This window comes from Haloarcula laminariae (assembly GCF_025457605.1).
Taxonomy (GTDB): Archaea; Halobacteriota; Halobacteria; order Halobacteriales; family Haloarculaceae; genus Haloarcula; species Haloarcula laminariae.
On sequence record NZ_JAMZFY010000001.1, the window covers coordinates 955,402 to 976,544 of the forward strand.

Genomic DNA, 21,143 nt, shown 5'->3' on the forward strand with positions numbered 1-21,143 from the left:
TGTCGCCGCCGTCGGGTCCCGCGACTCACGTCTCGACTTCGACACCGGTAATCTCGAAGTGCGCGCCGCCCGCGTCGCTGCTGGTCACGCGTATCTCCCAGCCGTGGGCCGCGACGATTTCGGTCACGATAGACAGCCCAAGCCCCGTCCCGTCGCTCGACGTGGAGAAGCCCGATTCGAGGACGGCTTCGCGGTCCGCCACGGGGATGCCGATGCCGTCGTCGGCGACGAAGAACCCGGCGTCCCCGTCGAGGACGCCGAGGCGGATTTCGACGCCGTCGCCGCCGTGTTCCACGGCGTCCTGACGGGCTTGTGAGTCAGGGCTCGCGGAACCGTGTTCCACGGCGTTCCGGAAGAGGTTCTCCAGCAGTTGCTGGAACCGCGTGCCGTCGGCCAGGACGGTCCCGTCGCTCTCGACGGTGAGCGTCGACGGGCCCGAGTCGACGACGTCCCAGGCGTCCGCCGCGGCCGCGGAGAGCGTGACGCGTTCCCGCTCGGCTATCGACTGGCCTTGCCGGGCGAGCGCGAGGACGTCCTCGATGAGCACCTCCATCCGGTCGAGGGCGCGGGCCGTCGCGGCGAGATGTTCGTCGTCCCCTTGCTCGCGGAGGAAGGCGATGCGTCCCTGCGCGACGTTCAGCGGGTTCCGAAGGTCGTGTGAGACCATCCCCGCGAACTGCTCCAGGCGCTCGTTCTGTCGCTCCAGTTCCCGGCGGTACTCCTCGCGTTCGGTCACGTCGGTGAGCGTCACCGAGCGCCCGAGGCGGCTCCCGTCGGTCGTGAACGACCTGACGCCGAGGCGGTAGTACCGGCGGCCCGCCTCGGTGTCGAGTTCCAGGACGTCGTCGTTTTCGGCCCCGTCGAGGAACGAACCGAGCCCGGGGTCCGCCGACTCGACGGTGTCGCCCGCTTCGAGCGCCGGGAACAGCTCGCCGGCGTTCACGTTGAAGTCGCGCACCCGCCCGTCGTCGCCGAGCACGATGACCGGGTCGTCCTGTTCGCCGGTCAACTGCACGGTCTGGAAGTCCTCGACGAAGACGAACAACACGCCGACGGCGAAGGCGGCCACGCCGAGCGGCTCGTACGTGATGTTGAGTACCGTCGGGCTCACGATGGCGAGCGCATCGAGGACTATCGGGAGTCCGGTGAGACCGACCAGCCCCAGCAGCGGCGTGGTGTCGTGGCCCACCTGACGGAACAGCTCGAACAGCATGAAATAGCCGACAATCGAGAGGGAATAGGCCAGCCCCATCGCGAGCCAGTGCAGTTCTTGTGAGACGATAGAGAGGTGGGGGAACGGCGTGAGCAACACCTCCGCGCGGTAGTATCGGTGGTGCAGCGGGTTCGTGAGCTTCACGAGCGAGATAGCAATGAACACGCCGACTGCGGCCCGGCGTATCGGGACGGACTTGTGGAGACTGCGGCCGGTGTAGGCCGAACAGAAGTACAGCCACGGTCCCACAGTACTGAGTCCGACCAACAGCCCGACGTGATAGAACACGAGTTTGAGCGTCACTGTCGGTGCGAGGAGGAAGCCGAGGTGGGCGACCGACCAGCACCCGCTCGTCAACAGGAGAGCGACGAGCCCCTTTCGCGTCCCCTCGTGCCCGATAGCGCGAGCCCGCGGGACGCTCGCGAAGCAGGCGGCCGCCGCGGCGCCGAAGAGGAGTACGTAGCCCAGAAGATACGCGTTGGCGGCAGTGGGACTGTCTAGTATCAAAACAACGGCTAGCCGTACGGTTCGTGACGATAAAATCGTTGCTACTGTGCACCCAAGTCGGTGCAAGTCGCTCGCTCCGGGACGAGCGCAGAATCGGGGCCGCTGGTCGAGCGCGGACACTGTGGCGAGCGCCGCACCGACCGACTGCGACGCCGGCGGCGACACTCGCTTAGGGGCCGCCCCCGAAGGCCGGACATGGTCGAACTCAGACTCATCGCGGGCGTGGCTCGCACCGGCGCCATCGGCGACGGCGAGACTATCCCGTGGCACTACGACGAGGACGAACGGCAGTACAAGGACCGCGTCGCGGGCCACCCCGTCGTCGTCGGCCGCAAGACCCACCAGGGGATGAGCCGGGTCCGGGGAACCCACCCCGTCGTCGTCACTGGGAGCCCCGACGAGTACGCGGAAGCCGACGCCACGTTCGTCTCGACCGTCCGGGACGCCGTCGACGCCGTCGCGGCCGAGGGCGAGGTGGGTTACGTCATCGGTGGCCAGTCTGTCTACGCGATGTTTCTCCCCTACGCCGAGCGAGCCTACGTCTCGGAACTGCCGGAGCGACAGGTCGCGAGCCGGGTGTTCCCCTACCTCGGGACGAACTGGTCGGTGACCGGCCGCCGCGAGTACGACCAGTTCGCCGTCGTCGAGTACGAAAACGAGGCCCCGCTCGCCCCCTCCGAGGCGCCCGCCTGAGCGCCGGCAGGGTCGGCCCGTCCCGACCGTCACCGGTGCCGGAAGCGCCAACGCTTACCGTCCCGAGTCCCAGGAACCGCTCATGCAAACGGTCGACGCGGCAGGGCTGCCGATTGGTGACGACCATCCCCCGCGGATTATGGGCGTCCTGAACGTCAGCAAGGAGTCGCCGTACTCCCCCTCCGTCTACGACGACCCGGCCGAGGCCGCCGCCTACGTCGACGAGGAACTCGTCGGCGAGGGCGCTGACATCGTCGACGTGGGCCTCGAATCGGCCAACAAGCGACTCGACGTGCTCTCGGCCGAGGCGGAGCTCGACCGCCTGGACACCGCCATCGAGACCATCCAGTCGGTCAGCGGCGACGCCGTCTTCTCCATCGAGACCCGCTACGCCGAGGTCGCCGAGGCCGCCATCGAGGGCGGCTTCGACATGGTCAACGACATCTGTGGCTTCGCCGACCCCGAGATGCCAGCCGTCTGTCGGGAGTACGACGTGGCCGTCGCCAAGATGGCCAGCCCGCCGGACCTCGAACGCCCGGGCGCCGTCGAGGAGACCGACTGGGCCGCCCGCAAGTCCGCGGCGTGGGCCGAGTCGGCCGACTACGTCGACCAGGTGTACGAGGCGCTGAAACAGAACGGGCTCACCGAGAAGACCATCGTCGACCCGGCCTTCGGCGGCTGGAGCGAGGCCAAAACAATCGCCGACGACCACGCCACCTTCGAGCGGCTACGGGAGTTCCGCGGGTTCGGTCGCCCCATCCTGGTCTCTATCAACCGGAAGAACTTCCTGCGGACCATCGCCGACCGCTCGACCGAGGAGGCCCTGCCCGTCTCGCTGGCGGCGACGGCGATGGCCGTCGAGCGGGGCGCCCACATCGTCCGGACCCACGACGTGGCGGAGACCGTCGACGCGGCGAAAATCGGCTCGGCGTTCACCGAGCGGGCCGCCGTCGCCGGCGGCGGCGTCTCGGTCACCGAACTCGACGCCCGGCGGGCCACCGAGGTCGCCCGACACCTCGAAACGCTCGGCGCCCCGACCGACGCCAGTGACGCCTACGTCAGCCGGGTCTTCGAGGTCTCCGGGCTCCCCCCCGAGGCCGCCTCGGAGCTGGCCGCCGTCGCCGAGTCGGTCGGGCTCACCGTCACTACCGGCGACGGCGGCGTCCTCGTCGGCGGCCGGCCCGATGCGCTTCGGGAAGCGGCCGACGAGCTGGCCGGACGCCCCACATTCGAACCGCTCGTCGAGGCCGTTCGGACCAGCTAACGCATGGACTACCGACAGGAGCGCATCACGACGCTGCACGACCTGACCGACGCGGTGCCGGCGATGCCGGGGGGTGAGAGCGCGGTCGTCGTCCCCATCGCCGGGGAGAGCGAGGCGGCCGTGACGCCGGCACACGTCTTCGAGGCGCTCGAAACCGTCGGTCCCGGTTCGGTCGTCGTCCCGCTCCGCGCGCCGCGGGCGGTCGCGGCCGCGTTCGACCGCTGGGCCGGCGACTTCGACCTCGACGTGACGACGCTGTGGTGTAACGCGCCCACCGTGGCCCCGCTGCTCGAGGACCACGGCCTCGACGGGGCGATGGGGAAAGGGCGCGACGTCTGGCTCGGGCTGGGGCTGGCCGCGGGCCGGGCCGACTACGTGGCCGTCCACGACGCCGACGCCTCCACGTACTCGCCGAAACACGTCCCGCGCCTGCTCGCGGGGCTGGAGATGGGCTACGAGTTCGTCAAGGGGTACTACGCCCGCGTCGAGGACGGACAGCTCTACGGCCGGCTCGCCCGGCTGTTCGTCGCGCCGCTGCTCCGGGCGCTGTCGCGCGCCCACGACGACCCGCTGCTCGACTACCTCGCGGCGTTTCGCTACCCGCTGGCCGGCGAGTTCGCCGTCACCGCCGAGACGGCCCGCTCGATTCGCGCACAGCGTGCCTGGGGGCTCGAAGTCGGGATGCTCGGCGAGGCCTACAGCGTGGTCGGGGCGACCGCCACCGCGCAGGTCGACCTGGGGATACACCGCCACGACCACCGCCCCGTCGGCGGCCGCGGCGGGCTCTCGACGATGGCGGGCGAGGTCGGCGAGGCGCTGTTTCAGGCCCTCGAAGACCACGGGCTGGCGCCCGACTACGAGCGCCTGCCCGACGCCTACCGCGACGCGGCCGACACGCTCATCCGCCAGTACGGCGCCGACGCCACGGTCAACGGGCTCGACTACGACGCCGAGTCCGAGCGCTCACAGGCGCAGTCCTACGCCGAGAGCATCCGGGCGCCGGGGCCGGACGACCGGCTCCCCGCGTGGACGGAGACGACGCTGTCGCCCTCGGCAGTGCGAGCGGCCTCGCGGGAGGCGCTCGACGGACCCGGCGGTTCGCGGCCGGACTGAGCCGGCAACGAGCTGTCCGTTGGAACCCGTTTGAACCGCCCGGCTCCCGGCCGCCTGTCATTTTATACCACACGGGGCCCAGGTAGAGGTATGCCGCCGATACGTCCCAGCGCCCCGTCACGAGCCGTCTCCACCGTCCGACAGCCGCGACCGCGGCCCGACCGATGACCGACAGAGACATCTACCTCCCCGTCGCCGCACAGCCGTCGGTCTCGACGCTGGTCGGGCTGAGCCAGCTCGCCGAGGTCGAGGGGTACGAACGGGTCTGGCTCCCCGAAACGTGGGGGCGGGACGCCGTGACCACGCTGACGAGCATCGCCAGCAGCACCGACAGGGTGGGTGTCGGCACCTCGCTGTTGAACGTCTACTCGCGCTCGCCGGCCCTCATCGGCCAGACCGCGGCCACGCTGTAGGAAGCGTCCGACGGCCGCCTGCGCGTCGGGGTGGGCCCCTCCGGCCCGCGCGTCATCGAGGGGTGGCACGGGGCGTCGTTCGAACGGCCGCTCCGGCGGACCCGCGAGACCATCGATATCGTCAAGCGGGTGCTGTCGGGCGACAGCGTCGAGTACGACGGCGACATCTTCGAGCTCTCGGGGTTCCGGCTGCGCTCGGAGCCGCCGGACCCGGCGCCGCCGATAGACGCCGGCGGCCTCGGCCCGAAGGCCGTCGAACTGGCCGGCCGTTTCGCCGACGGCTGGCACGCGCTGCTGTGTACCGCCGAGGGGATGGAAGACCGGCTGGCGGACTTCGACCGAGGGGCCGAGCTGGGCGACCGCGACCGGGCCGGCCAGCGGGTCACCTTCTCGGTCCCCTGCTGTGCGCTGGAGGACCGCGAGCGCGCCCGCGACCTGACCCGCCAACATCTCGCCTTCTACGTCGGCGGCATGGGCACGTACTACCGGGACGCGCTGGCCAGACAGGGGTACGAGGAGACGGCCACCGAGGTGTTCGAACAGTGGAACGGCGGCGACCGCGAGACCGCGATAGCCGCCGTCGACGACGACCTGCTGGACGCGCTGGCCGTGGCCGGCACGCCCGAGGAGTGTCGTGACCGCATCGAGCGTTTCGAGAGTATCGACGGTGTCGACGCGCTCAACGTCTCCTTCCCGCGGGGGGCCGAGCGGGCCGACATCGAGGCGACGATGGACACCCTGGCGCCCTAGTCGGCCCCGTCCGGCAGGCTGATGTCGTCCCGTCGCCCGTCCAGCACGCCGAACCGCTCGCCGCGCCGGCGTTCCAGCCAGTACAGCAACCGCTCGGCCCAACGGAGCTTTTCGAGCTTCTCGGGGCTCACTGTCGGGTCGTCGAAGTCCCAGCCGACGAACCGGAGCTCGTCGGCGCCGAAGTGGTCCGCAGTGAACGCCGCCCGGTCGCCGTCGGTGAACCCCCCGAAGTTGTACACTCGGTCGGTCGGGGCGGCCTGTGTCGTCGGCACCACGAACGCGGGGTCGTAGTCCGGGACGTGCGTTTCGACGGCGGGGACGTTGTCGCCGTGCGCGTGGACGAACACCGGCGTCCCCGACTCGGTCAGCGCTCGGCCCGTCTCGGGGTTTTTGTCGAGGTCGGTCACCATCGCGTCGACGGTGACGCCCCGTTCCCGCAGCCGGTCGACGGCGGTCGAGGCGGCCAGCACCGCGTCGGCGTCGGCCGCCCGGTGGGCGTCGTCCTCCAGGGACGGTCCGGCCCCGGCGACGGCGACCGTCGCGCCGTCGAGCGCGAGGTCGGCGGGGCTGTACGTCGTCTCCCCGGAGACCAGTTCGCCGAGCCGGTCCCGCGCCTGCTCGTCCCCCTCGCGGGGGTAGCCAAACGCCGCCAGCAGCCCGTCGTAGACCGGTTCCCACGTCTGAAAGTCCATAGCTGTCACTGTCGAACTGGTACCAGATAAAGCGGGTTGAGCCGAAATGGCACGTCCGTGTACCCCTACCCGGGTGCCCTTCCGGCTTTCACGCCAGTGTTTTGACGCCTCCGGTATAAGCTTTCTCTTACTCACACCTGCAGTCTACCTGGTGGTCACCTGTTCACCACCGCCCGGAACATCGCGCCCTTTTAATCTCGCAGTCACCCAACCGTGGCGTATGGGCAAGGTAAACATCGGGTTGCGCGGCTGGCGGTTCGACGAGGACGTACTGGGTGAGGACGGCCGAGTGCGCCCGCTTGCGACGATGGAACCGGAGGACCGACAGCGCATCCTCGTGCTCGCCGACCGCGTCGTCGACCCCTGTGACGCCTGCTGGCTGGAGTACGGCGAGGACAAGATAGAGGAGTGCAACGTCGCCGAGGTCATCTACGGCGAGCCACGCGGCGAGGTGGTGCTGTGTTCGGCCCACGAGCCGGACTTCCTCTACTGGTTCCGCGAGGAGGGCGGCGACGAGTTCGCCGGCGACCTCGAACTCCAGGAGGCGTTCCACCAGTGGATTCTCGACGGGAACCGCGCGCCCGACGGCTACGAGGGGCTCGAACACGTCGACGAGGACCCCACGTCGCTCCCGGACGCCCCCGGCCGGAACGAGGCCATCCCCGGCTTCGAGGAGGAAATCGAGGGGATGGACGAGGACGACCTCGACGCGATGGACATCAACCTCGACGACCTCGACGTATGATATCCGTCGCCGTCGTCGACGCCGAGACGCCGGGCAACGTCGGCACCATCGCCCGGTCGATGAAGAACTTCGGCCTGTCGGAGCTGTTGCTCGTGAACCCGCCGGACCTCGACCCCGACGGGGAGGCCTACGGCTTCGCCGGACAGGCTCGGGAAGACATCCTGCCCGAGGCCCGCGAGGTGAGCTTCGACTATCTCGTCGAGAACTACCACACCGTCGCCTGCACCGCGACGACGAACGAGGACGACTCCAGCCACGTCCGCTACCCGGCGAAGACGCCGGCCGAACTGGCCGACTCCCTCGCCGGCGTCGAGGCCGACACCGTCATCGTCTTCGGCCGCGAGCGGGTCGGACTGACCAACGACGAGCTCGAACGCCTGGACGAGATCTGCTCGATTCCGGCCAGCGCCGACTATCCCGTCCTGAACCTCGGGCAGGCCGCGACCATCGTTCTCTACGAACTCCGCGAACTGACCGTCGCGCGCGACCAGCACCCCGAGGAGCTCCACGCCCGCGCCGACGAAGCGGCCGTCGAGGGGCTGTACGAGGAGTTCGGGAGCTTCCTCGACAGCATCGACCACCCCGAGGAGAAACGCCATCGCGTCCGCCGGCTCTTCCGTCGGCTGGTCGGTCGCGCCCATCCCACGGGTCGGGAGGCAAAGACCCTCCGGGGCGTGTTCCGGCGGGCCAGACAGAGAACCGAGCGCACCGAGGAGTGATACCGTCGGCTGTACGTGGGGATGTTAGCCAGGAGCGGCGCCAGCTTCCGCGATGTGACGGCCGCAGAATCAGGCCCGTTTCTGTATCTCCTCGCGCAGGACGGAACTGACCGTGTCGCCGTCGGCCTTCCCGCGGAGCGCCCCCATACACTCGCCCATCAGGCCCGAGAAGGCGCCCATCCCCTCCGCTTCGACCTGGTCGGCGTTGCGCTCGACGACCTCGGCGACGGCCTCCCGGACCTCGGACTCGTCGACGCCGCCCAGCCCCTCCTGTTCGACCGCCTGCTCGGCGGTGAGTTCGGGGTTCTCGGCCAGCGCCGACAGCAGGTCCTCGATGCCCTCGCGGGGCACGTCGCCGCCGTCGACGAGTTCGAGCGTCGCCCGCAGGTGGGCGTCGGTGAGGGCGTCGACGGGCACGTCGTCCCGGCGGAGCTCGGTCAGCGTCGACTCCAGCGTCCCGGCCGCGAGCGTCGCGTCGATTCCGTCCTCGACGACTGACTCGAACAGCGGCCACCGCTGGCCGTAGGCGACCTGCTCGGCCAGCCCCGAATCGAGGCCGTAGTCGGCCTCGTAGCGGTCGACTTTCTCGGTGAGTAGCTCCGGCATCTCGACCTCGCTGGCGTCGGGCTCGACCGGGGGAACGTCCGTCTCCGGGTACATCCGCGCCGCACCGGGGAGCGGCCGGAGATACCGGGACGTACCGTCCTGCAGGGCGTCGCGGGTCTCCTCGGGCACCCCCTCCATGGCCGTCTCGGCCCGCTCGACGACCGCCTCGATGGCCAGCTCCGCGGTGTGGGGGTCGTCCGCGACGAGGGCGACGGCGTCGTCGGGGTCGGCGCCGACCGCTTCCCGCAGCGCCTCGACCTCGCTCTCGGTGACGCCGTAGGCCGGCAGCTCGTCGGTGTGGAAGATGCCGCCGGCGCCGTGGCGCTTGGCGTGGTCGGAGAACTCGGTGCCCAGGCGACGGTCGGGCTGTATCTCCCGGCCGACCAGGCCGTCGAACCCTTCGAGCAGCACTGCCTGGACCGCCCCGCCGTCCGAGAGCGCGCCGCCGATGACGCCCGAGTCAGTCCCCTCGAACACGTCGGTCACGTCCCGGGGCTCGCCGACGGCGGCGTCGCGGTCGCCCAACTCCTCGGCGATGTCGACCAGTTCGACCTGCCGGCGGACCTCGTTGCGGACGAGGTCGTCGATGTCATCGAGGCTCTGGACGCCCTTCAGCTCGATACGGGCGCCCTCGGCGATGGAGACGTTGACGTCCTGGCGAATCGTCCCGAGGCCGCGCTTTACCTTCCCGGTCGAGCGCAGCAACATCCCGATGCGCTGGGCGGCCTCGCGGGCCTGTGCCGGCGAGCTGATGTCCGGCTTGGTGCCGATTTCGACCAGCGGGATGCCCAGCCGGTCGAGCGAGAACCGGACCCCCGAATCGGTCTCCTCGACGCGCTGGCAGGACTCCTCCTCCAGCAGCATGTCCTCGATGCCGACCGGCCCCTCGCTCGTGCTGATTTCGCCGTCGTTGGCGACCAGCATCGAGCGCTGGAACCCGGTGGTGTTGGAGCCGTCGACGACTATCTTCCGCATCACGTTCACCTGGTCGACGACGTTCATATCCATCAGCTGGCCGATCTCCATGGCCGTCTCCATGGCCTCGCGGTCGACCCGACCCGGCGGCTCGTCGTCCTCCTCGACGAGACAGGTGGTGTCGTAGGCGAGGTACTCGAACTCGCGGTCGACCATGCTCTCCTCCAGGGCGGCGTCGTCTATCTCGCCCAGCTCGCTCTTGGTCGGATGGAGGTATCTGGTGAAGGTGTGGTCGGCGGCCTCGGGTTCCCGCAGCTCGGTCGGACACGAACAGAACAGCTTGGTGGCCGTATCGAGCTGTTGGTGGATTTCCAGACCGGCTACGAGGCCAAGGTCCTCGTAGTCGAAATCGGCGTCAGTCATTATCGTCGTCTGCGGGACCGGGGGCCAAAAAACGCACCCTTCGGCGGCCGGTAGGGCCCGTCGGCGGCGTGTGTCTCGCCGACCGAGGGCGCGGCCGGCTAGCGAGCCGACCCGCACACACCGGCTGGCGGCGTTCTGGCCCTGTTGTGCTATATCGAACGCAGGCGATACGGCCGTTTGCCCCTACCTACTCGGAGGTATTCCGGCCCATGATGACGGCGTGTCCGTCCTGGTAGAGGGTGATGCGGAACCCCTCGTAACTGAACTCGACCACGCCCTGGGCTTCGGCGGGTGGGGGCGTGGAGTAGAGGTGCTCGATGAGGTGGTCAGCCCAGTTGTACAGCGGATTGAGTGTGTCCTGTTCGACGCCCTTGAGCTCGGCGACGGCGGTCACCAGTTCCGTCGTTGGGTCTTTCGTATCGTCCTCGAAAATGCTCCGGTGGTATACCTCCGCTTCGGACTCGCTGACATCGCCATGGCTGTGGGACATGTGATTTCACGATTGGGTGGACACAGAAAAACATCTATTATGTGTCACTTACTGACTCCGAACCGACTCGTTACCACTCACTCCACAGCGGGTAGGTAAGACGATGTTTCCGACGTAGTCTCTGCCGACGCTCCGCCGGACCGCGCTCTCGCGGACTCGGTTCGGCTACTCGTCGCCGAGTATGCCTCGCTCGGTCATCTTCGCCGGGTCAAGCACCTCGTCGACCTCGTCCTCGTCGAGGTACCCCTCTTCTAGGACGACCTCCCGGATGGTCTTGTCCTCGGCGAGGGCCTTCTTCGCCACCTTGCTCGCCTTGTCGTAGCCGATGGCCGGGTTCAGCGCCGTCGCCAGGGCCATCGACTGTTCGACACGCTCGGCGCAGTGGTCGGCGTCGGCTGCGAGCTTGGCAACGAACTTCTCGGCGAACACCTCCGACCCGTTGGCGATGAGCCGCGCCGACTGGAGGAAGTTCGAGGCCAGCACGGGCTTGTAGAGGTTGAGGTCGATCTGGCCCTCCGCGGCGCCGGCGGCGACGGCGGCGTCGTTGCCGACGACCTGCTTGTGGAGCTGGTTGACCGACTCGGCGACGACGGGGTTTATCTTCCCGGGCATGATGGAGGAGCCGGGCTGGTTCTCGGGCTGGTCGATTTCGCCCAGCCCGTTGCGCGGGCCGGAGGCCAGCAGGCGGAGGTCGTTGGCTATCTTGTTCAGCGAGCCCGCGACGGTGCGGAGCGCGCCGTGGGCCTCGTTCATCGCGTCGTGGGCTGCCTGGGCCTCGAAGTGGTTGTCCGCCTCGCGGAAGTTCAGGTCCGTCTCCTGACTGATGTACTCGGCGGCTTTCGCGGGGAAGTCGGGGTGGGTGTTCAGCCCCGTTCCGACGGCGGTCCCGCCCAGCGCGAGTTCGGCCAGGCGGCTGTGGGTGTCCTCGACGCGGGAGATGCCCTTCTCGACCTGCGTCCGATAGCCGGAGAACTCCTGGCCCAGCGTGATGGGCGTGGCGTCCTGGAGGTGGGTGCGGCCGGTCTTGACGACGGTGTCGAACTCGTCTTCCTTCTCGGCCAGCGCGTCCCGCAGCGTCTTCAGCGCGGGAACGACGTCCTTCTCGACGGCCTCCAGGCTGGCGACGTGCATCGCGGTCGGGATGACGTCGTTGCTGGACTGGCCGAAGTTGACGTGGTCGTTGGGGTGAATCTCGCGGGTCCCGATTTCCCCGCCGTAGATCTCGGTGGCGCGGTTGCTGATGACCTCGTTCGCGTTCATGTTCGAGGAGGTGCCCGACCCGGTCTGGAACACGTCGACCGGGAACTGGTCGTCGTGGTCGCCGGCGATGACCTCGTCGGCGGCTTCGACGATGCAGTCGGCCTTGTCCTCGGGAATCAGTTCGAGGTCCCGGTTCGCCTGCGCGGCGGCCTTCTTGACGATGCCGAGCGCGCGGACGAAGCGCCGCCCGAAGGTCACGTCGCTGATGGGGAAGTTCTCGATGGCCCGCTGTGTCTGGGCCCCCCAGTAGGCGTCAGCCGGCACCTGCATCTCCCCGAGACTGTCCTGTTCGGTTCTGAACTCGTCGCTCATGAGCGGGCGGTCGAACGCCTCGGCGTAAAAGCCACCGGTACGTACTGAGGGCCGACCGGAAGGGCGTCAACTACAGGCGGGACGGGTTGACGGGAAAACGCAGACCTCCCCGGCGAGGTCTCCGGCCGGACAAAATGTTGGTCTCTCCAGCAGTTTTATCGGCACAAGTGTCGACTCTGACCGTAATGAATCAGTACATTTCTCGGCGGGACGTGCTCCGAGCCGGAGCCGCGACTGTCGGGACCGGTGTCGCTGGGGGTCTCGCGGGCTGTGAACAGGCCGAACAGTTCACTGGCGGCGAAGATGACGCGGACGCTGAGCCGGCTGACGAGACCGAAACCGAGTCCGGAACTGACAGCGACACTGGTGGGACGGTCGCCCAATACTGGACGTGGCTTCCCCAACCGGACGCGTTCGACACTGGGCACTACTCTTTCGAATCTATCGACTACGGAGTAGTGCGGGACCACGAGTCGGAGTTTAATCCGGAAGTGTACGACAGCTACGCCGACAAGGCCCTGTTCAGCGAGCTCGAACTCGCTTTCGCCGACCTCGACCACGGCATCGAGATCGGCCCCGCCAGCGAAACCTCCCCCGCTATCGTCACCGGGAGCTTCTCCGCGGACGATATCGCCGACCGGCTTACCGAGCTGGGATACGCGGAGGGACCAACAGTCGGCGAGTACAGCGTTTACGGCGGCGACGCGGAGATCGGCGTCACGGACGGGACGCTGGTCTATGCGGAGAACGCCGCCGCGGACTACGTCCGGACACTCATCCGGACTAGAAACGGCGAACTGACCCGCTACACGGCGACGAGCGCTGACATGACATCGCTCGTCGAGCGATTCGGCTCAGAGACATTCGTCTACGGGAGCACGAACGATGCCTACACCGAAGCGGAGCACGATCCGGAGGGCGGCCAGTTCGCCGGACAGGTGGGGATCGGCTGGGGGGATACGGTGCGCGGAGAGACGACGAGCGTCGAGATAGCTATCCTGTTCGAAACAGTGGCCGATGTCGATATGGACGCTATCTCGCAGTACACCGACAGTGATCTGTTCGCGGCGTACGACAGCGTCTCCTCAGCACAGGACGGTCGCACGGCCGTCGTATCCGGCATCGTGCCGACTGATGAACTCTACAGTTAGACCCAGCGGTCCAGGCCGGTCTGGACCACGGACTCGTCGATGCGCTCGAAGCCCCGCCGGACCTCCTCGGGGTCGACCTCCCACTCGTCGGTGACGTACTCGCGGGCGGCGTCGAGGTCCGGGTCGATGTCGTCGGGAATCGCGTAGTTGTCGGTGACGGCCGGGTCGAGAAACAGCGACCGGATGCGGTCGGCGTGGTCGACGTGTTCCCCCCGCGCTTCCAGCACCGCAAAGAGGTCGCCGTGTTCGCGCAACAGCTTGATGGCGGTCTTGGGGCCGATACCCGAGATACCCTCGTTGAAGTCCGTCCCCATCAGGATGGCGGCGTCGACCAGCTGCTCCCAGGTGAGTCCGGTCGATTCGAGCGTGGCCTCGAAGTCCATGAGCTCGGGGTCACCGCTCGACGTGAGCTGGCGCAGAGTGTAGGGCGCGCCAAAGAGCAGGGCGTCGTAGTCCTCGGTCCCGACGTAGTCCACGTCGCCCTGTCGGGCCATGTAGGAGGCCTGCCCCTCGCCCTCCGCTGGGGCGTCCACGACGGGCACGTCCAGCCGCTCGAGCAGGCCGCGAGTCGTCTCGACAATCGTGTCCGTGAGCCGCTGTGTCCGGGAGTCGAGCTTGGCGACGCGGGTCGAATCGCCCGCTTCGCGGGCTTTCTCCAGTTCGTCCTCGTACTTCTCGCGCTGTTCGCGCCGCTTGGCGACCTCGTCGTCCTTGAGTTCGGTCACCGCGCCGTCGAAGACGAAGACGGGGGTGAGGTCGTGTTCGAAGAACTTCGGGAGCCCCTGGACGACGCCGATGAGGTTCGCCACCTCCTCGCCGTCGGCGGTGGTGTACTTGTGGTCGCTCGTGAACTTGACCGTCGTCGTGAGATACCGGTAGAGCCAGTTGTGCGCGTCGACGGCGACGACGCGCCCGTCTAACTCCTCAAAGGCCACGTCCTCGATGGCCGCAAGCGAGCGGAGGTCAGCGTTTCCCATTGTCGGCCGTAATGGGGACAGGCGCTTGAATCTCCCGGGACGGCCTCAGTCCGGCGCGTCGATCACGTCCGGCGGCTCGCTGTCCAGCTTCTCCGCCAGAAACGCTTCCTCGTCCCCGGAGAGGTCCCGCTGGCGGAACACCGCGAGCCCGTTTCGGTAGCGCTCGACGCTCCGGTCGCCCGGCCATTCGAGGGTGAGTTCGGCCAGCCCGGTCTCCTCCCCGGTGAAGGCGAAGCCGGCACGATAGGCCGCCTGGTACGAGAAGGGGTTGTTCACCCCGATAGTCAGCCGCTCGTAGCCGCGCTGGGCGGCCCGCTCGCGGACGAACCCCAGGAGCCGTGGGCCGAGCCCTTCCCCCTGCCGGTCCCGCCGGACGGTGATGTAGCGGACACACAGCGTGTCCGGGTCGGTCCGGTCGGCGTCGAAGGCCGCGGCGGCCACGACGCCGTCGTCGCCGACGACGGCCTTCCCCGTCGAGGTCATGACGAACTTGCCGGCGTAGGCGAACTCCCGGTAGTCCAGCCGGAGAGGGTGGTCGTCGTCGGGCCAGCCCAGCAGCGCGAACTCCATATCCCCCGTAGCGCCACCGGCCATGTAGTTCCCGCCCACTCGGGGCGACTCGTCCGGTCGCGAGCGCGGCGGAAAACGGGGCACCGAAGTACGAGGAGCGCTAACCCGGTGATATGAGCGTTGCGACGGCCGACCGGAGCCGCATCGACCTCTCCTCGAAGACGGCCCTCCTCGTGGCCGGTGACCTGGCTGCCATCTTCCTCTTCGTCGCCATCGGGGAGTACACCCACGGCTACAACCCGATCGTCGACTTCGGGCGCGTCGCCGGGACGTTCGCCCCGTTTCTCATCGGCTGGCTGCTTGTCGCCGGCGCCGCTGGGCTGTACGCCACGGACGCGCCGGGGACGCTGGCGAACGCGACGCTCGTGACGCTGCTCTGTTGGGTCGCTGCCGTCGCCGTCGCGCAGGGGCTCCGGGCCACGAGCGTCTTCCACGGCGGGGCCGCACTGACGTTCGCCGTAGTCTCGGTACTCGTCGGCGGCCTGCTCCTCACGCTGTGGCGTGTCGGCGTGACCCTGACGATAGGGCGGTAGTCGGCCGCAGAAACCGTCGCTTTCAGTCCGGTGGCCGGCCCGCGACGGCTACCGGAGGTCGGCTACGTCGAGGGACATCGACGACTGGATCCACGCCTGGTGGTTCTCCCGGTCGTAGATGACGAACTCCTCGTCACCGATGTTCAACTCGGCGTACCGGCGTGCCGGTTCCTCGCTTCGGGCGTCGTTCGTATCGTCCGTGGCGTTCGTACTCATTGGTGGCGCCGGGACAGACCCGGCTCACTCCCTCCGATGTCTGCTACCTTGTTACCGATTATAAGCACTCGGACCCAGTTATCATTCCATAAAATGACAGTGGCCGCTAGTAAACGGACAGCAGCGCGCAATTTCACTTTCTGAAAACGGGTGATAACGCGGAGACTGGGCCCGGTCACCTGTGTGTTCGGGGGGACAGTCCCCGTCCCGGTACGGTGTGACGACTGCGTCCCCCGTAGCGCCCGTCATGAGGCCAATAGCGTACGTTCGGACAGGGGACGACCGCTCTCAGGCCGCTCAACGTATTCTCATAACTTATGAAAATGCTGTACCGATTAGACAGAGGTAGTATCTAATGCCTATATAAAATCCTATGCAGTAATTACGCGAAACGCTTATGTACCCCTCTGCCATAGTATAATTCACACTTATGACGGGTTATTACGACATCGTTCTTGGACTTATCCCGCTCGCTATGGCCGGAATCACTGGTGTTCTCGTCTTCGCTGGCTTCGCACTGACGACCGCGATTCCGCTGGCGTCGGTCGTCGCCGTCGGTCTCATCGGCCACGCGATGTTCGTCAACGCCCCGGTCGACCCCGTCCCGACCGAGGCCGTCAAGTCGGACCCGACACAGACCGCAGACTGACCCGTCCCCCCGAACGCCGACGCGCTGTTCTCCGTTCGCCCATCGCCATTAAGGAGTAGTCCCGCCTACGGTCGGGCATGTCGACCGCCCTGTTTCTTTCGAGCGCCGAGATATCCGAGCTAGCTCACCCAACGGAGTACGTCGACCCGGTCCGTGCGGGCTACCGTGAACGCGGCCACGGCGCCCCCGCGGAACCCCGGACGACGCTGTTCAACGACGCGCCGGCCGGAATGCTGACCGGTTACCTCGCCGTCCTCCCGGAGACGGGCGCTATGGGCGGGTACACCTACGCCGCCGGCTTCGGCGAGCGGGACGCACATTTCGCCCTGCCGCTCTTCGACGCCGATTCGGGCGCCCCGCTGGCGCTGCTCGACGGCGCGAGCATGAACCCCCACAAGACGGGCGCGGCCGGCGCCGTCGGCGTGGACGCACTGGCGCCGGTCGACGCCTCGGACCTCGCCATAATCGGCAGCGGCACCCAGGCCCGCGGCCAGCTCCGGGCGACCGCGACGGTGCGGGACTTCGACCGCGTCGAGGTGTACTCGCCCACACAGTCCAACCGCCAGGAGTTCGCCGCCGAGATGAACGAGACCCTCGACGCCACGGTCGCCGCGGTCGCCTCCTCGGCCGCCGCGGTCGAGGGCGCCGACGTGGTCATCACGGCGACCAACGCCGCCGACCCCGTCTTCGACGGCGAGATGCTCGACCCGGGGACCCACGTCACCGCGATGGGACAGTACCACCCGGAGAAGCGCGAACTCGACGCCGCGACCATTGAGCGCGCGAAGTACGTCCCCGACCTCCGGGCCCGCGTCACACAGGACGCCGGGTCGTTCATCCACGCCATGGACGAGGGCGTCGTCGACGAGGACCACATCCACGGCGAGCTCGGCGAGGTGCTCGTCGGCGACGCCCCGGGACGGGAGTCGCCGGAAGACATCACGGTATTCGACTCGGGGGGCACCGCCATCGAGACCGTGGCTGCCGCGAAGATGCTGTACGACCGTGCCGTCGAGGAGGACGTGGGCGAGGAGATAGACTTCGCGCCCGCCAGCGAAGCGATGGACCGCTAGACGTACGGCGCCAGGCCGAGCGCCTCGACGAGGCCGATACCGGCCACTACCGCGCCCAGCAGGTAGCCCGCGATGGACCCGCCGTTCAACAGCGGCAGCCCCGCGTGGGCCCGCCCCTTGAGGACCAGCCAGAGCAACACCGCGAGGCCGAGGAAGGTCCCGACCATGGCCGTCACCGCCGGGAGCGGGATTCCCAGTACCGTCCGGACGCCCGCGGGCGCGAAGAAGGCGGCGCTGGCGACCAGGATGGCCGGGATGATGGCGTCGCCCAGGCCGATGAACAGCGCGTCCCGCTCCAGGGGCCCCTGGTCAATCTCGTCGTCGCCCTCCCGCTCCGTCTCGCTGTCGTCGACAGCCTCTGCTGCCACCGCGTCGTCGTTCGTCTCCGCCTCCTCGGCGGCCGGGTCCGGCGTCGTCGCGTCGAGAAACGAGTACGACAGCGACAGCGGAATCACGAGCACCACGGGGACCCTGAGGTCCATGACTCCCGAGGCGAGGGTCAGCATGTGTTCGGTGCCGTAGACGCTGATGGCGTCGTAGACGGCCAGCACCGAAAGCAACAGCAGCGCGGGGAGCACCCCGAAGCTGATACCGAAGAGGCCGGCCGCGGCAGCCCCCATCATCGCCCCGGCGGTGTCGATGACGTACCACTCGGGGTAGACGAGCAGCCCGACGCCAAGCAGTGTCGCCAGAGCGAGCGCGACGACGTTGAACCCGCCGACCACGAGCAGCGGCGGCACGACCAGGCGGAAGATGTACAGCGAGAGCCACGCGCTCGAAAAGACGATGACGCCCCGAATCAGCTGCTCGGCGTCGTATCTGAAGGCGAGCAACATCCCGGCCGTGGCCAGGAGGATGGCCCCGACGTAGACGACGCTGTTCGTCGGGTCCGACGGGTCCTCGACGGCCTGGTAGCCGGCGCTTTTGAACGGCTCGACCAGCGCGAGCGCGCCGACCTGGACGAACAGGAAGATGAGACCGATGAGCGTACACCCGGCGACGGCACGCCAGCGACTGTCCATGTCTTCCGTCACACAGGACCGGGTTTCAGCGTTACGGAGTCACGCGGCGGCTCACCGGGCGTACAGCGGCGCCCCCAGCAGCGCCGGGAGGTGGACGCCGCTCGCCGGCGAGACGGCCATGTACGGCCGCTCGACGGGTCCGAACACGTCGACGACCTCACCGACCGACGTGAGCTCGTCGTCGACCAGCGACGCGCCGATGTCCGCGTAGGTCCCGTCGGCCGCCCGGACCACGGCCAACCCCTGTGCGAGGCGTTCGACGGACCCGACGCGTCTCATTCGCGCAGCACCTGCATGTAGGCGGCGACGGCGCCCAGCAAATCCGTCTTCGTGGCGTCGTCGGCGTCCTTGACGACGACGCGCCCGCGCTGTTCGCGCTCGCGGGGATACGTCTTGTCCCGCTCGATGACGGCGTCGTAGCCCACCTGCTGGACCGCTTTCGCTATCTCGTCGACCGTCGGCTCTGTCACCGCCAGGTCTGTCGGGACGCGGCGCCCCTCGCTGCGCGAGCGGTCCGCGTCGAACGCGACCGGCCAGATGACGTTCTCAACCATGTCGGACAGTCGCCACCCCTGACTTATGTGCTTTTCCGACGGTTCCCGCGAGGATACACACTTACATGATTGTGCATACTACTGCCGGCTATATGGTCAACAAAGCCGTCCTCAGTCTCGCCGCAATCGTGCTGTTTGCCGTGTTCGGCACCGGCGTCTTGGTCGGTACGCAGATTGGGGGCCTCGGCGGGGGCGGGCCCGCCGAAACGGCCACCGAGTCGGGGCCACAGGCCACCGCCACGCCGGCGGAGGGCGACGCGCCGGCCACCGCGACTCCGACGGCGACGCCGACGGAGCCGTCGGACGACGGGCCAGAGCCGATTCCGGCACGCGAGTTCAACGAGCGAAACATCAGCGTCGCTATCATCGAGAACATCAACGACGCCCGCGAAGCCGAGGGGTTAGAACCGCTATCCACGACAGGCACAACGGCCGAGAACGTCCGGGCGATGGCGAGCGGTCATAGCGCCGCCATGGCGGAGGCCGGCGTAGCCAGACACACTATCGACGGGACCACCAGCGCCGACCGGTACAGACAAAACAACCTCTACGAGACCTGTCAGTTCCAGGTAGCAAGCTATATCCAAGATGCCGATAACAACGCTCTGGAGGTCGTCGGGCAGACCTACGCCGGCCAGGAGTACCCCGATAACGGGACCCAGAAGTTCAACGAAAACGACACGGCCGTCGCCAACGCACTGACCGAGGAGTGGCTCTCGACCCAACGCCAGCGGCTGTTCTACGAGAACGCCGAACGAATCGGTGCCGGAGTCAGCATCACCCGAACCGGGACCGTCTACGCGACCGTCAACGTCTGTTAGGTAGCGCTATCGCCGTTTTCGACGGACCTGTGAGACGACATCGCCCAGTCAGTTGGTCGTCGACAGTTCGATTGCCACCCGGAGCGGTCGCCATCGCAGGGCGCTTTCTCACCACTAATCGGGTGCCTGTCACAGGGAGACTGGCTCGGGACACCGGAGCGCGTCGACGCCCCGAGCGCTCGGGAACCGGCCAGCGGCCGTCGGCCTGGTCCTACACGTCACCGTCGCGTGTGCCGACTGTTGGGGTCGCCCCGCCGAATCTCCGTCGTCGGCTGTGGGTCGTATGTCCAGCGAACGCCGTCACCTTCTCGCGGCTGACCCCGTCCTCGCCGAACGTGCTGCCGTCTCCGACGGTGAGTTAGGGCGTCCATACCGGCGGTAGAGCCGTTACCGACAGTGTGCCCATCCCCACAACGGTCGCACTGCTGGTCACACTGACGCACAGACTCGTAGCGAAAAATACTGACGACAATCAGGCCGAGGTCGCGGTCGCGCTGGGCGTCGGGGTACCGGCGGGCGTCGCCGTCGCGTTGCCCGACGTGCTGTTGTCGGCGGCGTTGCTCGTTTCGTTTCCGCTGCTGTCACTCGACTGCTGGTCCTGGAGCCACTGGTTGTACTCGTCCTGTGGCATCACCTGGACGGTACCAAGCATCTGGGAGTGGCCCGAACCGCAGTACTCAGCACAGTATAGCTGGTAGGTCCCCGTCTCGGTCGGCACGGTCCGGAGGCGGTTGTACTGGCCCGGGAAGGCGTCGGCTTTCAGGCCGAGGCTGGGCACGTGGAACGCGTGGAGCCAGTCGTTCGAGGTGACCCGCAAGTTCACTTCCTGTTCGGCCGGCAATCGGAGCGTTCCGGTCGAGGACACGTCGGCCCCCTGGTCGAAGCTCGACCCGTTGTAGTAGAACGTCCAGCCGTAGCGGTACGCCTCGACCTGGATGTGTTCGACTTCCTCAGTCTGCAGCTGTGCCTGGTTGGTCGATTCGGCCGTCACGAACGGGCTGGCCATCACCTGGTAGGACGCGATGCCGACGAAAAGCAGGATGACGGCCGTCGCAATCGTCCATGTTATCTCGAGGCGTCGGTTCTCCATCGTCGGCAGCGCCTCCTCCTTGTTTCGGAACCGCCAGACGGTGTAGACGAGGATTCCCTCGACCAGCAGGGTGATTGGGATGGCCACGGCGAGCAGGTTCATGTTGAGGTCCCATATCTGCTCGACCGTCGTGGAGGCCGATGGCTGTGCGGCGACGGGTTCGGCGACGAACGCGAGCAACGCGGCGCCGAACAGCGCGACCAGACCGGCGCGTCTCCGAGTCATGTGCGCGGCTTAGGATTTCGGGGATAAATAACTGCTGTCTCGCTCTGGGGTCCGAGCGGTCCGGTCGCACCTACCGGACGATACGGGACCGCCGTTCCCGGGGAACGGGAAAAAGCGGGGAGTCTAAGTGTCCGTACCCAAAGGATG

Annotated in this window: 22 protein-coding genes and 1 pseudogene; 11 read left to right on the plus strand and 12 right to left on the minus strand. The window is 67.8% G+C overall.

The window, feature by feature from the left end; translation table 11 throughout:
* Positions 1-25: 25 nt before the first annotated feature.
* Entirely contained in the window at positions 26-1,720 is a 1,695-nt protein-coding gene (locus tag NJQ98_RS05010) for a sensor histidine kinase (RefSeq protein WP_262176404.1), read from the minus strand.
* 195 nt (positions 1,721-1,915) lie between these two features.
* On the opposite strand from NJQ98_RS05010, the gene NJQ98_RS05015 reads away from it, so the two are divergent.
* The 4 genes and pseudogenes from NJQ98_RS05015 (at position 1,916) to NJQ98_RS05030 (ending at position 5,953) form a co-directional block, all read left to right on the plus strand.
* Complete coding sequence (locus NJQ98_RS05015; RefSeq protein WP_262176407.1) at positions 1,916-2,413, plus strand: dihydrofolate reductase; 498 nt, start codon at positions 1,916-1,918, stop codon at positions 2,411-2,413.
* A gap of 82 nt (positions 2,414-2,495) precedes the next feature.
* Positions 2,496-3,677: a dihydropteroate synthase gene (gene folP / locus NJQ98_RS05020; RefSeq protein WP_262176410.1), complete on the plus strand. Its 1,182-nt coding sequence runs from the start codon at positions 2,496-2,498 to the stop codon at positions 3,675-3,677.
* A 3-nt stretch (positions 3,678-3,680) separates the two neighbouring features.
* Positions 3,681-4,790, plus strand: a complete 1,110-nt coding sequence (locus NJQ98_RS05025) for a glycosyltransferase family protein (RefSeq protein WP_262176414.1) — start codon at positions 3,681-3,683, stop codon at positions 4,788-4,790.
* A 164-nt stretch (positions 4,791-4,954) separates the two neighbouring features.
* Positions 4,955-5,953: pseudogene (locus NJQ98_RS05030) on the plus strand (TIGR04024 family LLM class F420-dependent oxidoreductase).
* Here the strand turns inward: NJQ98_RS05030 and NJQ98_RS05035 are convergent.
* Positions 5,950-6,645: a 6-hydroxymethylpterin diphosphokinase MptE-like protein gene (locus NJQ98_RS05035; RefSeq protein WP_262176418.1), complete on the minus strand. Its 696-nt coding sequence runs from the start codon at positions 6,643-6,645 to the stop codon at positions 5,950-5,952. The pseudogene NJQ98_RS05030 and the gene NJQ98_RS05035 sit on opposite strands and share 4 nt — an antisense overlap.
* 220 nt (positions 6,646-6,865) lie before the next feature.
* On the opposite strand from NJQ98_RS05035, the gene NJQ98_RS05040 reads away from it, so the two are divergent.
* Both NJQ98_RS05040 and NJQ98_RS05045 read left to right on the plus strand, forming a co-directional pair.
* Positions 6,866-7,390, plus strand: a complete 525-nt coding sequence (locus NJQ98_RS05040) for a DUF8114 family protein (protein ID WP_262176421.1) — start codon at positions 6,866-6,868, stop codon at positions 7,388-7,390.
* Complete coding sequence (locus NJQ98_RS05045) at positions 7,387-8,109, plus strand: RNA methyltransferase (protein WP_262176425.1); 723 nt, start codon at positions 7,387-7,389, stop codon at positions 8,107-8,109. Before NJQ98_RS05040 ends, NJQ98_RS05045 begins: the two co-directional genes overlap by 4 nt.
* A 69-nt stretch (positions 8,110-8,178) precedes the next feature.
* Here NJQ98_RS05045 and gatE read toward each other — a convergent pair whose 3' ends face one another.
* The 3 genes from gatE to NJQ98_RS05060 all read right to left on the minus strand — a co-directional run bounded on the left by gatE (position 8,179) and on the right by NJQ98_RS05060 (position 12,115).
* Positions 8,179-10,053 (minus strand): Glu-tRNA(Gln) amidotransferase subunit GatE, encoded by a 1,875-nt coding sequence (gene gatE, locus NJQ98_RS05050; protein ID WP_262176429.1) that lies wholly within the window; start codon positions 10,051-10,053, stop codon positions 8,179-8,181.
* 187 nt (positions 10,054-10,240) lie between these two features.
* Positions 10,241-10,543 carry a HalOD1 output domain-containing protein gene (locus NJQ98_RS05055; RefSeq protein WP_262176432.1) on the minus strand — a complete coding sequence of 101 codons (303 nt, stop codon included), beginning with the start codon at positions 10,541-10,543 and terminating at the stop codon, positions 10,241-10,243.
* A gap of 165 nt (positions 10,544-10,708) precedes the next feature.
* Entirely contained in the window at positions 10,709-12,115 is a 1,407-nt protein-coding gene (locus NJQ98_RS05060) for a class II fumarate hydratase (protein WP_262176435.1), read from the minus strand.
* Between the two features lie 185 nt (positions 12,116-12,300).
* Between NJQ98_RS05060 and NJQ98_RS05065 the strand changes: the two genes are divergently transcribed.
* Complete coding sequence (locus tag NJQ98_RS05065; RefSeq protein WP_262176438.1) at positions 12,301-13,266, plus strand: twin-arginine translocation signal domain-containing protein; 966 nt, start codon at positions 12,301-12,303, stop codon at positions 13,264-13,266.
* Here the strand turns inward: NJQ98_RS05065 and fen are convergent.
* Positions 13,263-14,243, minus strand: coding sequence for a flap endonuclease-1 (gene fen / locus NJQ98_RS05070; RefSeq protein WP_262176442.1), 981 nt, complete (start codon positions 14,241-14,243; stop codon positions 13,263-13,265). The two genes, NJQ98_RS05065 and fen, sit on opposite strands and share 4 nt — an antisense overlap.
* 45 nt (positions 14,244-14,288) lie before the next feature.
* Positions 14,289-14,813, minus strand: coding sequence for a GNAT family N-acetyltransferase (locus NJQ98_RS05075; RefSeq protein ID WP_262178733.1), 525 nt, complete (start codon positions 14,811-14,813; stop codon positions 14,289-14,291).
* 113 nt (positions 14,814-14,926) lie between these two features.
* Between NJQ98_RS05075 and NJQ98_RS05080 the strand changes: the two genes are divergently transcribed.
* Complete coding sequence (locus tag NJQ98_RS05080) at positions 14,927-15,346, plus strand: DUF3054 domain-containing protein (protein WP_262176446.1); 420 nt, start codon at positions 14,927-14,929, stop codon at positions 15,344-15,346.
* Between the two features lie 48 nt (positions 15,347-15,394).
* Here the strand turns inward: NJQ98_RS05080 and NJQ98_RS05085 are convergent, their stop codons facing one another.
* Complete coding sequence (locus NJQ98_RS05085) at positions 15,395-15,562, minus strand: DUF7331 family protein (protein WP_262176449.1); 168 nt, start codon at positions 15,560-15,562, stop codon at positions 15,395-15,397.
* Positions 15,563-15,992: 430 nt separating this feature from the next.
* On the opposite strand from NJQ98_RS05085, the gene NJQ98_RS05090 reads away from it, so the two are divergent.
* Positions 15,993-16,211 carry a DUF8015 family protein gene (locus tag NJQ98_RS05090; protein WP_262176452.1) on the plus strand — a complete coding sequence of 73 codons (219 nt, stop codon included), beginning with the start codon at positions 15,993-15,995 and terminating at the stop codon, positions 16,209-16,211.
* A gap of 77 nt (positions 16,212-16,288) precedes the next feature.
* Positions 16,289-17,284 (plus strand): ornithine cyclodeaminase family protein, encoded by a 996-nt coding sequence (locus NJQ98_RS05095; RefSeq protein ID WP_262176454.1) that lies wholly within the window; start codon positions 16,289-16,291, stop codon positions 17,282-17,284.
* On the opposite strand, the gene NJQ98_RS05100 is transcribed toward NJQ98_RS05095, so the two are convergent.
* Genes NJQ98_RS05100 through srp19 form a run of 3 tightly spaced genes read right to left on the minus strand, consistent with a single transcriptional unit; the run spans position 17,281 to position 18,860 of the window.
* Positions 17,281-18,306, minus strand: a complete 1,026-nt coding sequence (locus tag NJQ98_RS05100; protein ID WP_262176457.1) for a presenilin family intramembrane aspartyl protease PSH — start codon at positions 18,304-18,306, stop codon at positions 17,281-17,283. The two genes, NJQ98_RS05095 and NJQ98_RS05100, sit on opposite strands and share 4 nt — an antisense overlap.
* 51 nt (positions 18,307-18,357) lie before the next feature.
* Positions 18,358-18,585: an H/ACA ribonucleoprotein complex subunit GAR1 gene (locus tag NJQ98_RS05105; protein WP_262176461.1), complete on the minus strand. Its 228-nt coding sequence runs from the start codon at positions 18,583-18,585 to the stop codon at positions 18,358-18,360.
* On the minus strand, positions 18,582-18,860 hold the full coding sequence (gene srp19 / locus NJQ98_RS05110) for a signal recognition particle subunit SRP19 (protein WP_262176464.1): 279 nt from the start codon (positions 18,858-18,860) through the stop codon (positions 18,582-18,584). The genes NJQ98_RS05105 and srp19 overlap by 4 nt, the downstream gene beginning before the upstream one ends.
* A gap of 92 nt (positions 18,861-18,952) precedes the next feature.
* Here srp19 and NJQ98_RS05115 point away from each other — a divergent pair, with 92 nt between their 5' ends.
* Positions 18,953-19,681: a CAP domain-containing protein gene (locus tag NJQ98_RS05115; protein ID WP_262176466.1), complete on the plus strand. Its 729-nt coding sequence runs from the start codon at positions 18,953-18,955 to the stop codon at positions 19,679-19,681.
* A 472-nt stretch (positions 19,682-20,153) separates the two neighbouring features.
* Here NJQ98_RS05115 and coxB read toward each other — a convergent pair whose 3' ends face one another.
* Positions 20,154-20,996: a cytochrome c oxidase subunit II gene (gene coxB / locus NJQ98_RS05120; RefSeq protein ID WP_262176470.1), complete on the minus strand. Its 843-nt coding sequence runs from the start codon at positions 20,994-20,996 to the stop codon at positions 20,154-20,156.
* Positions 20,997-21,143: the final 147 nt, after the last annotated feature.

Coding starts and splice junctions, on each gene's coding strand:
- NJQ98_RS05015 (WP_262176407.1), top strand. CDS start 1,916: ATGGTCGAACTCAGACTCATCGCGGGCGTGGCTCGCACCGGCGCCATC.
- folP (WP_262176410.1), top strand. CDS start 2,496: ATGCAAACGGTCGACGCGGCAGGGCTGCCGATTGGTGACGACCATCCC.
- NJQ98_RS05025 (WP_262176414.1), top strand. CDS start 3,681: ATGGACTACCGACAGGAGCGCATCACGACGCTGCACGACCTGACCGAC.
- NJQ98_RS05035 (WP_262176418.1), bottom strand. CDS start 6,645: ATGGACTTTCAGACGTGGGAACCGGTCTACGACGGGCTGCTGGCGGCG.
- NJQ98_RS05040 (WP_262176421.1), top strand. CDS start 6,866: ATGGGCAAGGTAAACATCGGGTTGCGCGGCTGGCGGTTCGACGAGGAC.
- NJQ98_RS05045 (WP_262176425.1), top strand. CDS start 7,387: ATGATATCCGTCGCCGTCGTCGACGCCGAGACGCCGGGCAACGTCGGC.
- gatE (WP_262176429.1), bottom strand. CDS start 10,053: ATGACTGACGCCGATTTCGACTACGAGGACCTTGGCCTCGTAGCCGGT.
- NJQ98_RS05055 (WP_262176432.1), bottom strand. CDS start 10,543: ATGTCCCACAGCCATGGCGATGTCAGCGAGTCCGAAGCGGAGGTATAC.
- NJQ98_RS05060 (WP_262176435.1), bottom strand. CDS start 12,115: ATGAGCGACGAGTTCAGAACCGAACAGGACAGTCTCGGGGAGATGCAG.
- NJQ98_RS05065 (WP_262176438.1), top strand. CDS start 12,301: ATGAATCAGTACATTTCTCGGCGGGACGTGCTCCGAGCCGGAGCCGCG.
- fen (WP_262176442.1), bottom strand. CDS start 14,243: ATGGGAAACGCTGACCTCCGCTCGCTTGCGGCCATCGAGGACGTGGCC.
- NJQ98_RS05075 (WP_262178733.1), bottom strand. CDS start 14,813: ATGGAGTTCGCGCTGCTGGGCTGGCCCGACGACGACCACCCTCTCCGG.
- NJQ98_RS05080 (WP_262176446.1), top strand. CDS start 14,927: ATGAGCGTTGCGACGGCCGACCGGAGCCGCATCGACCTCTCCTCGAAG.
- NJQ98_RS05085 (WP_262176449.1), bottom strand. CDS start 15,562: ATGAGTACGAACGCCACGGACGATACGAACGACGCCCGAAGCGAGGAA.
- NJQ98_RS05090 (WP_262176452.1), top strand. CDS start 15,993: ATGACGGGTTATTACGACATCGTTCTTGGACTTATCCCGCTCGCTATG.
- NJQ98_RS05095 (WP_262176454.1), top strand. CDS start 16,289: ATGTCGACCGCCCTGTTTCTTTCGAGCGCCGAGATATCCGAGCTAGCT.
- NJQ98_RS05100 (WP_262176457.1), bottom strand. CDS start 18,306: ATGGACAGTCGCTGGCGTGCCGTCGCCGGGTGTACGCTCATCGGTCTC.
- NJQ98_RS05105 (WP_262176461.1), bottom strand. CDS start 18,585: ATGAGACGCGTCGGGTCCGTCGAACGCCTCGCACAGGGGTTGGCCGTG.
- srp19 (WP_262176464.1), bottom strand. CDS start 18,860: ATGGTTGAGAACGTCATCTGGCCGGTCGCGTTCGACGCGGACCGCTCG.
- NJQ98_RS05115 (WP_262176466.1), top strand. CDS start 18,953: ATGGTCAACAAAGCCGTCCTCAGTCTCGCCGCAATCGTGCTGTTTGCC.
- coxB (WP_262176470.1), bottom strand. CDS start 20,996: ATGACTCGGAGACGCGCCGGTCTGGTCGCGCTGTTCGGCGCCGCGTTG.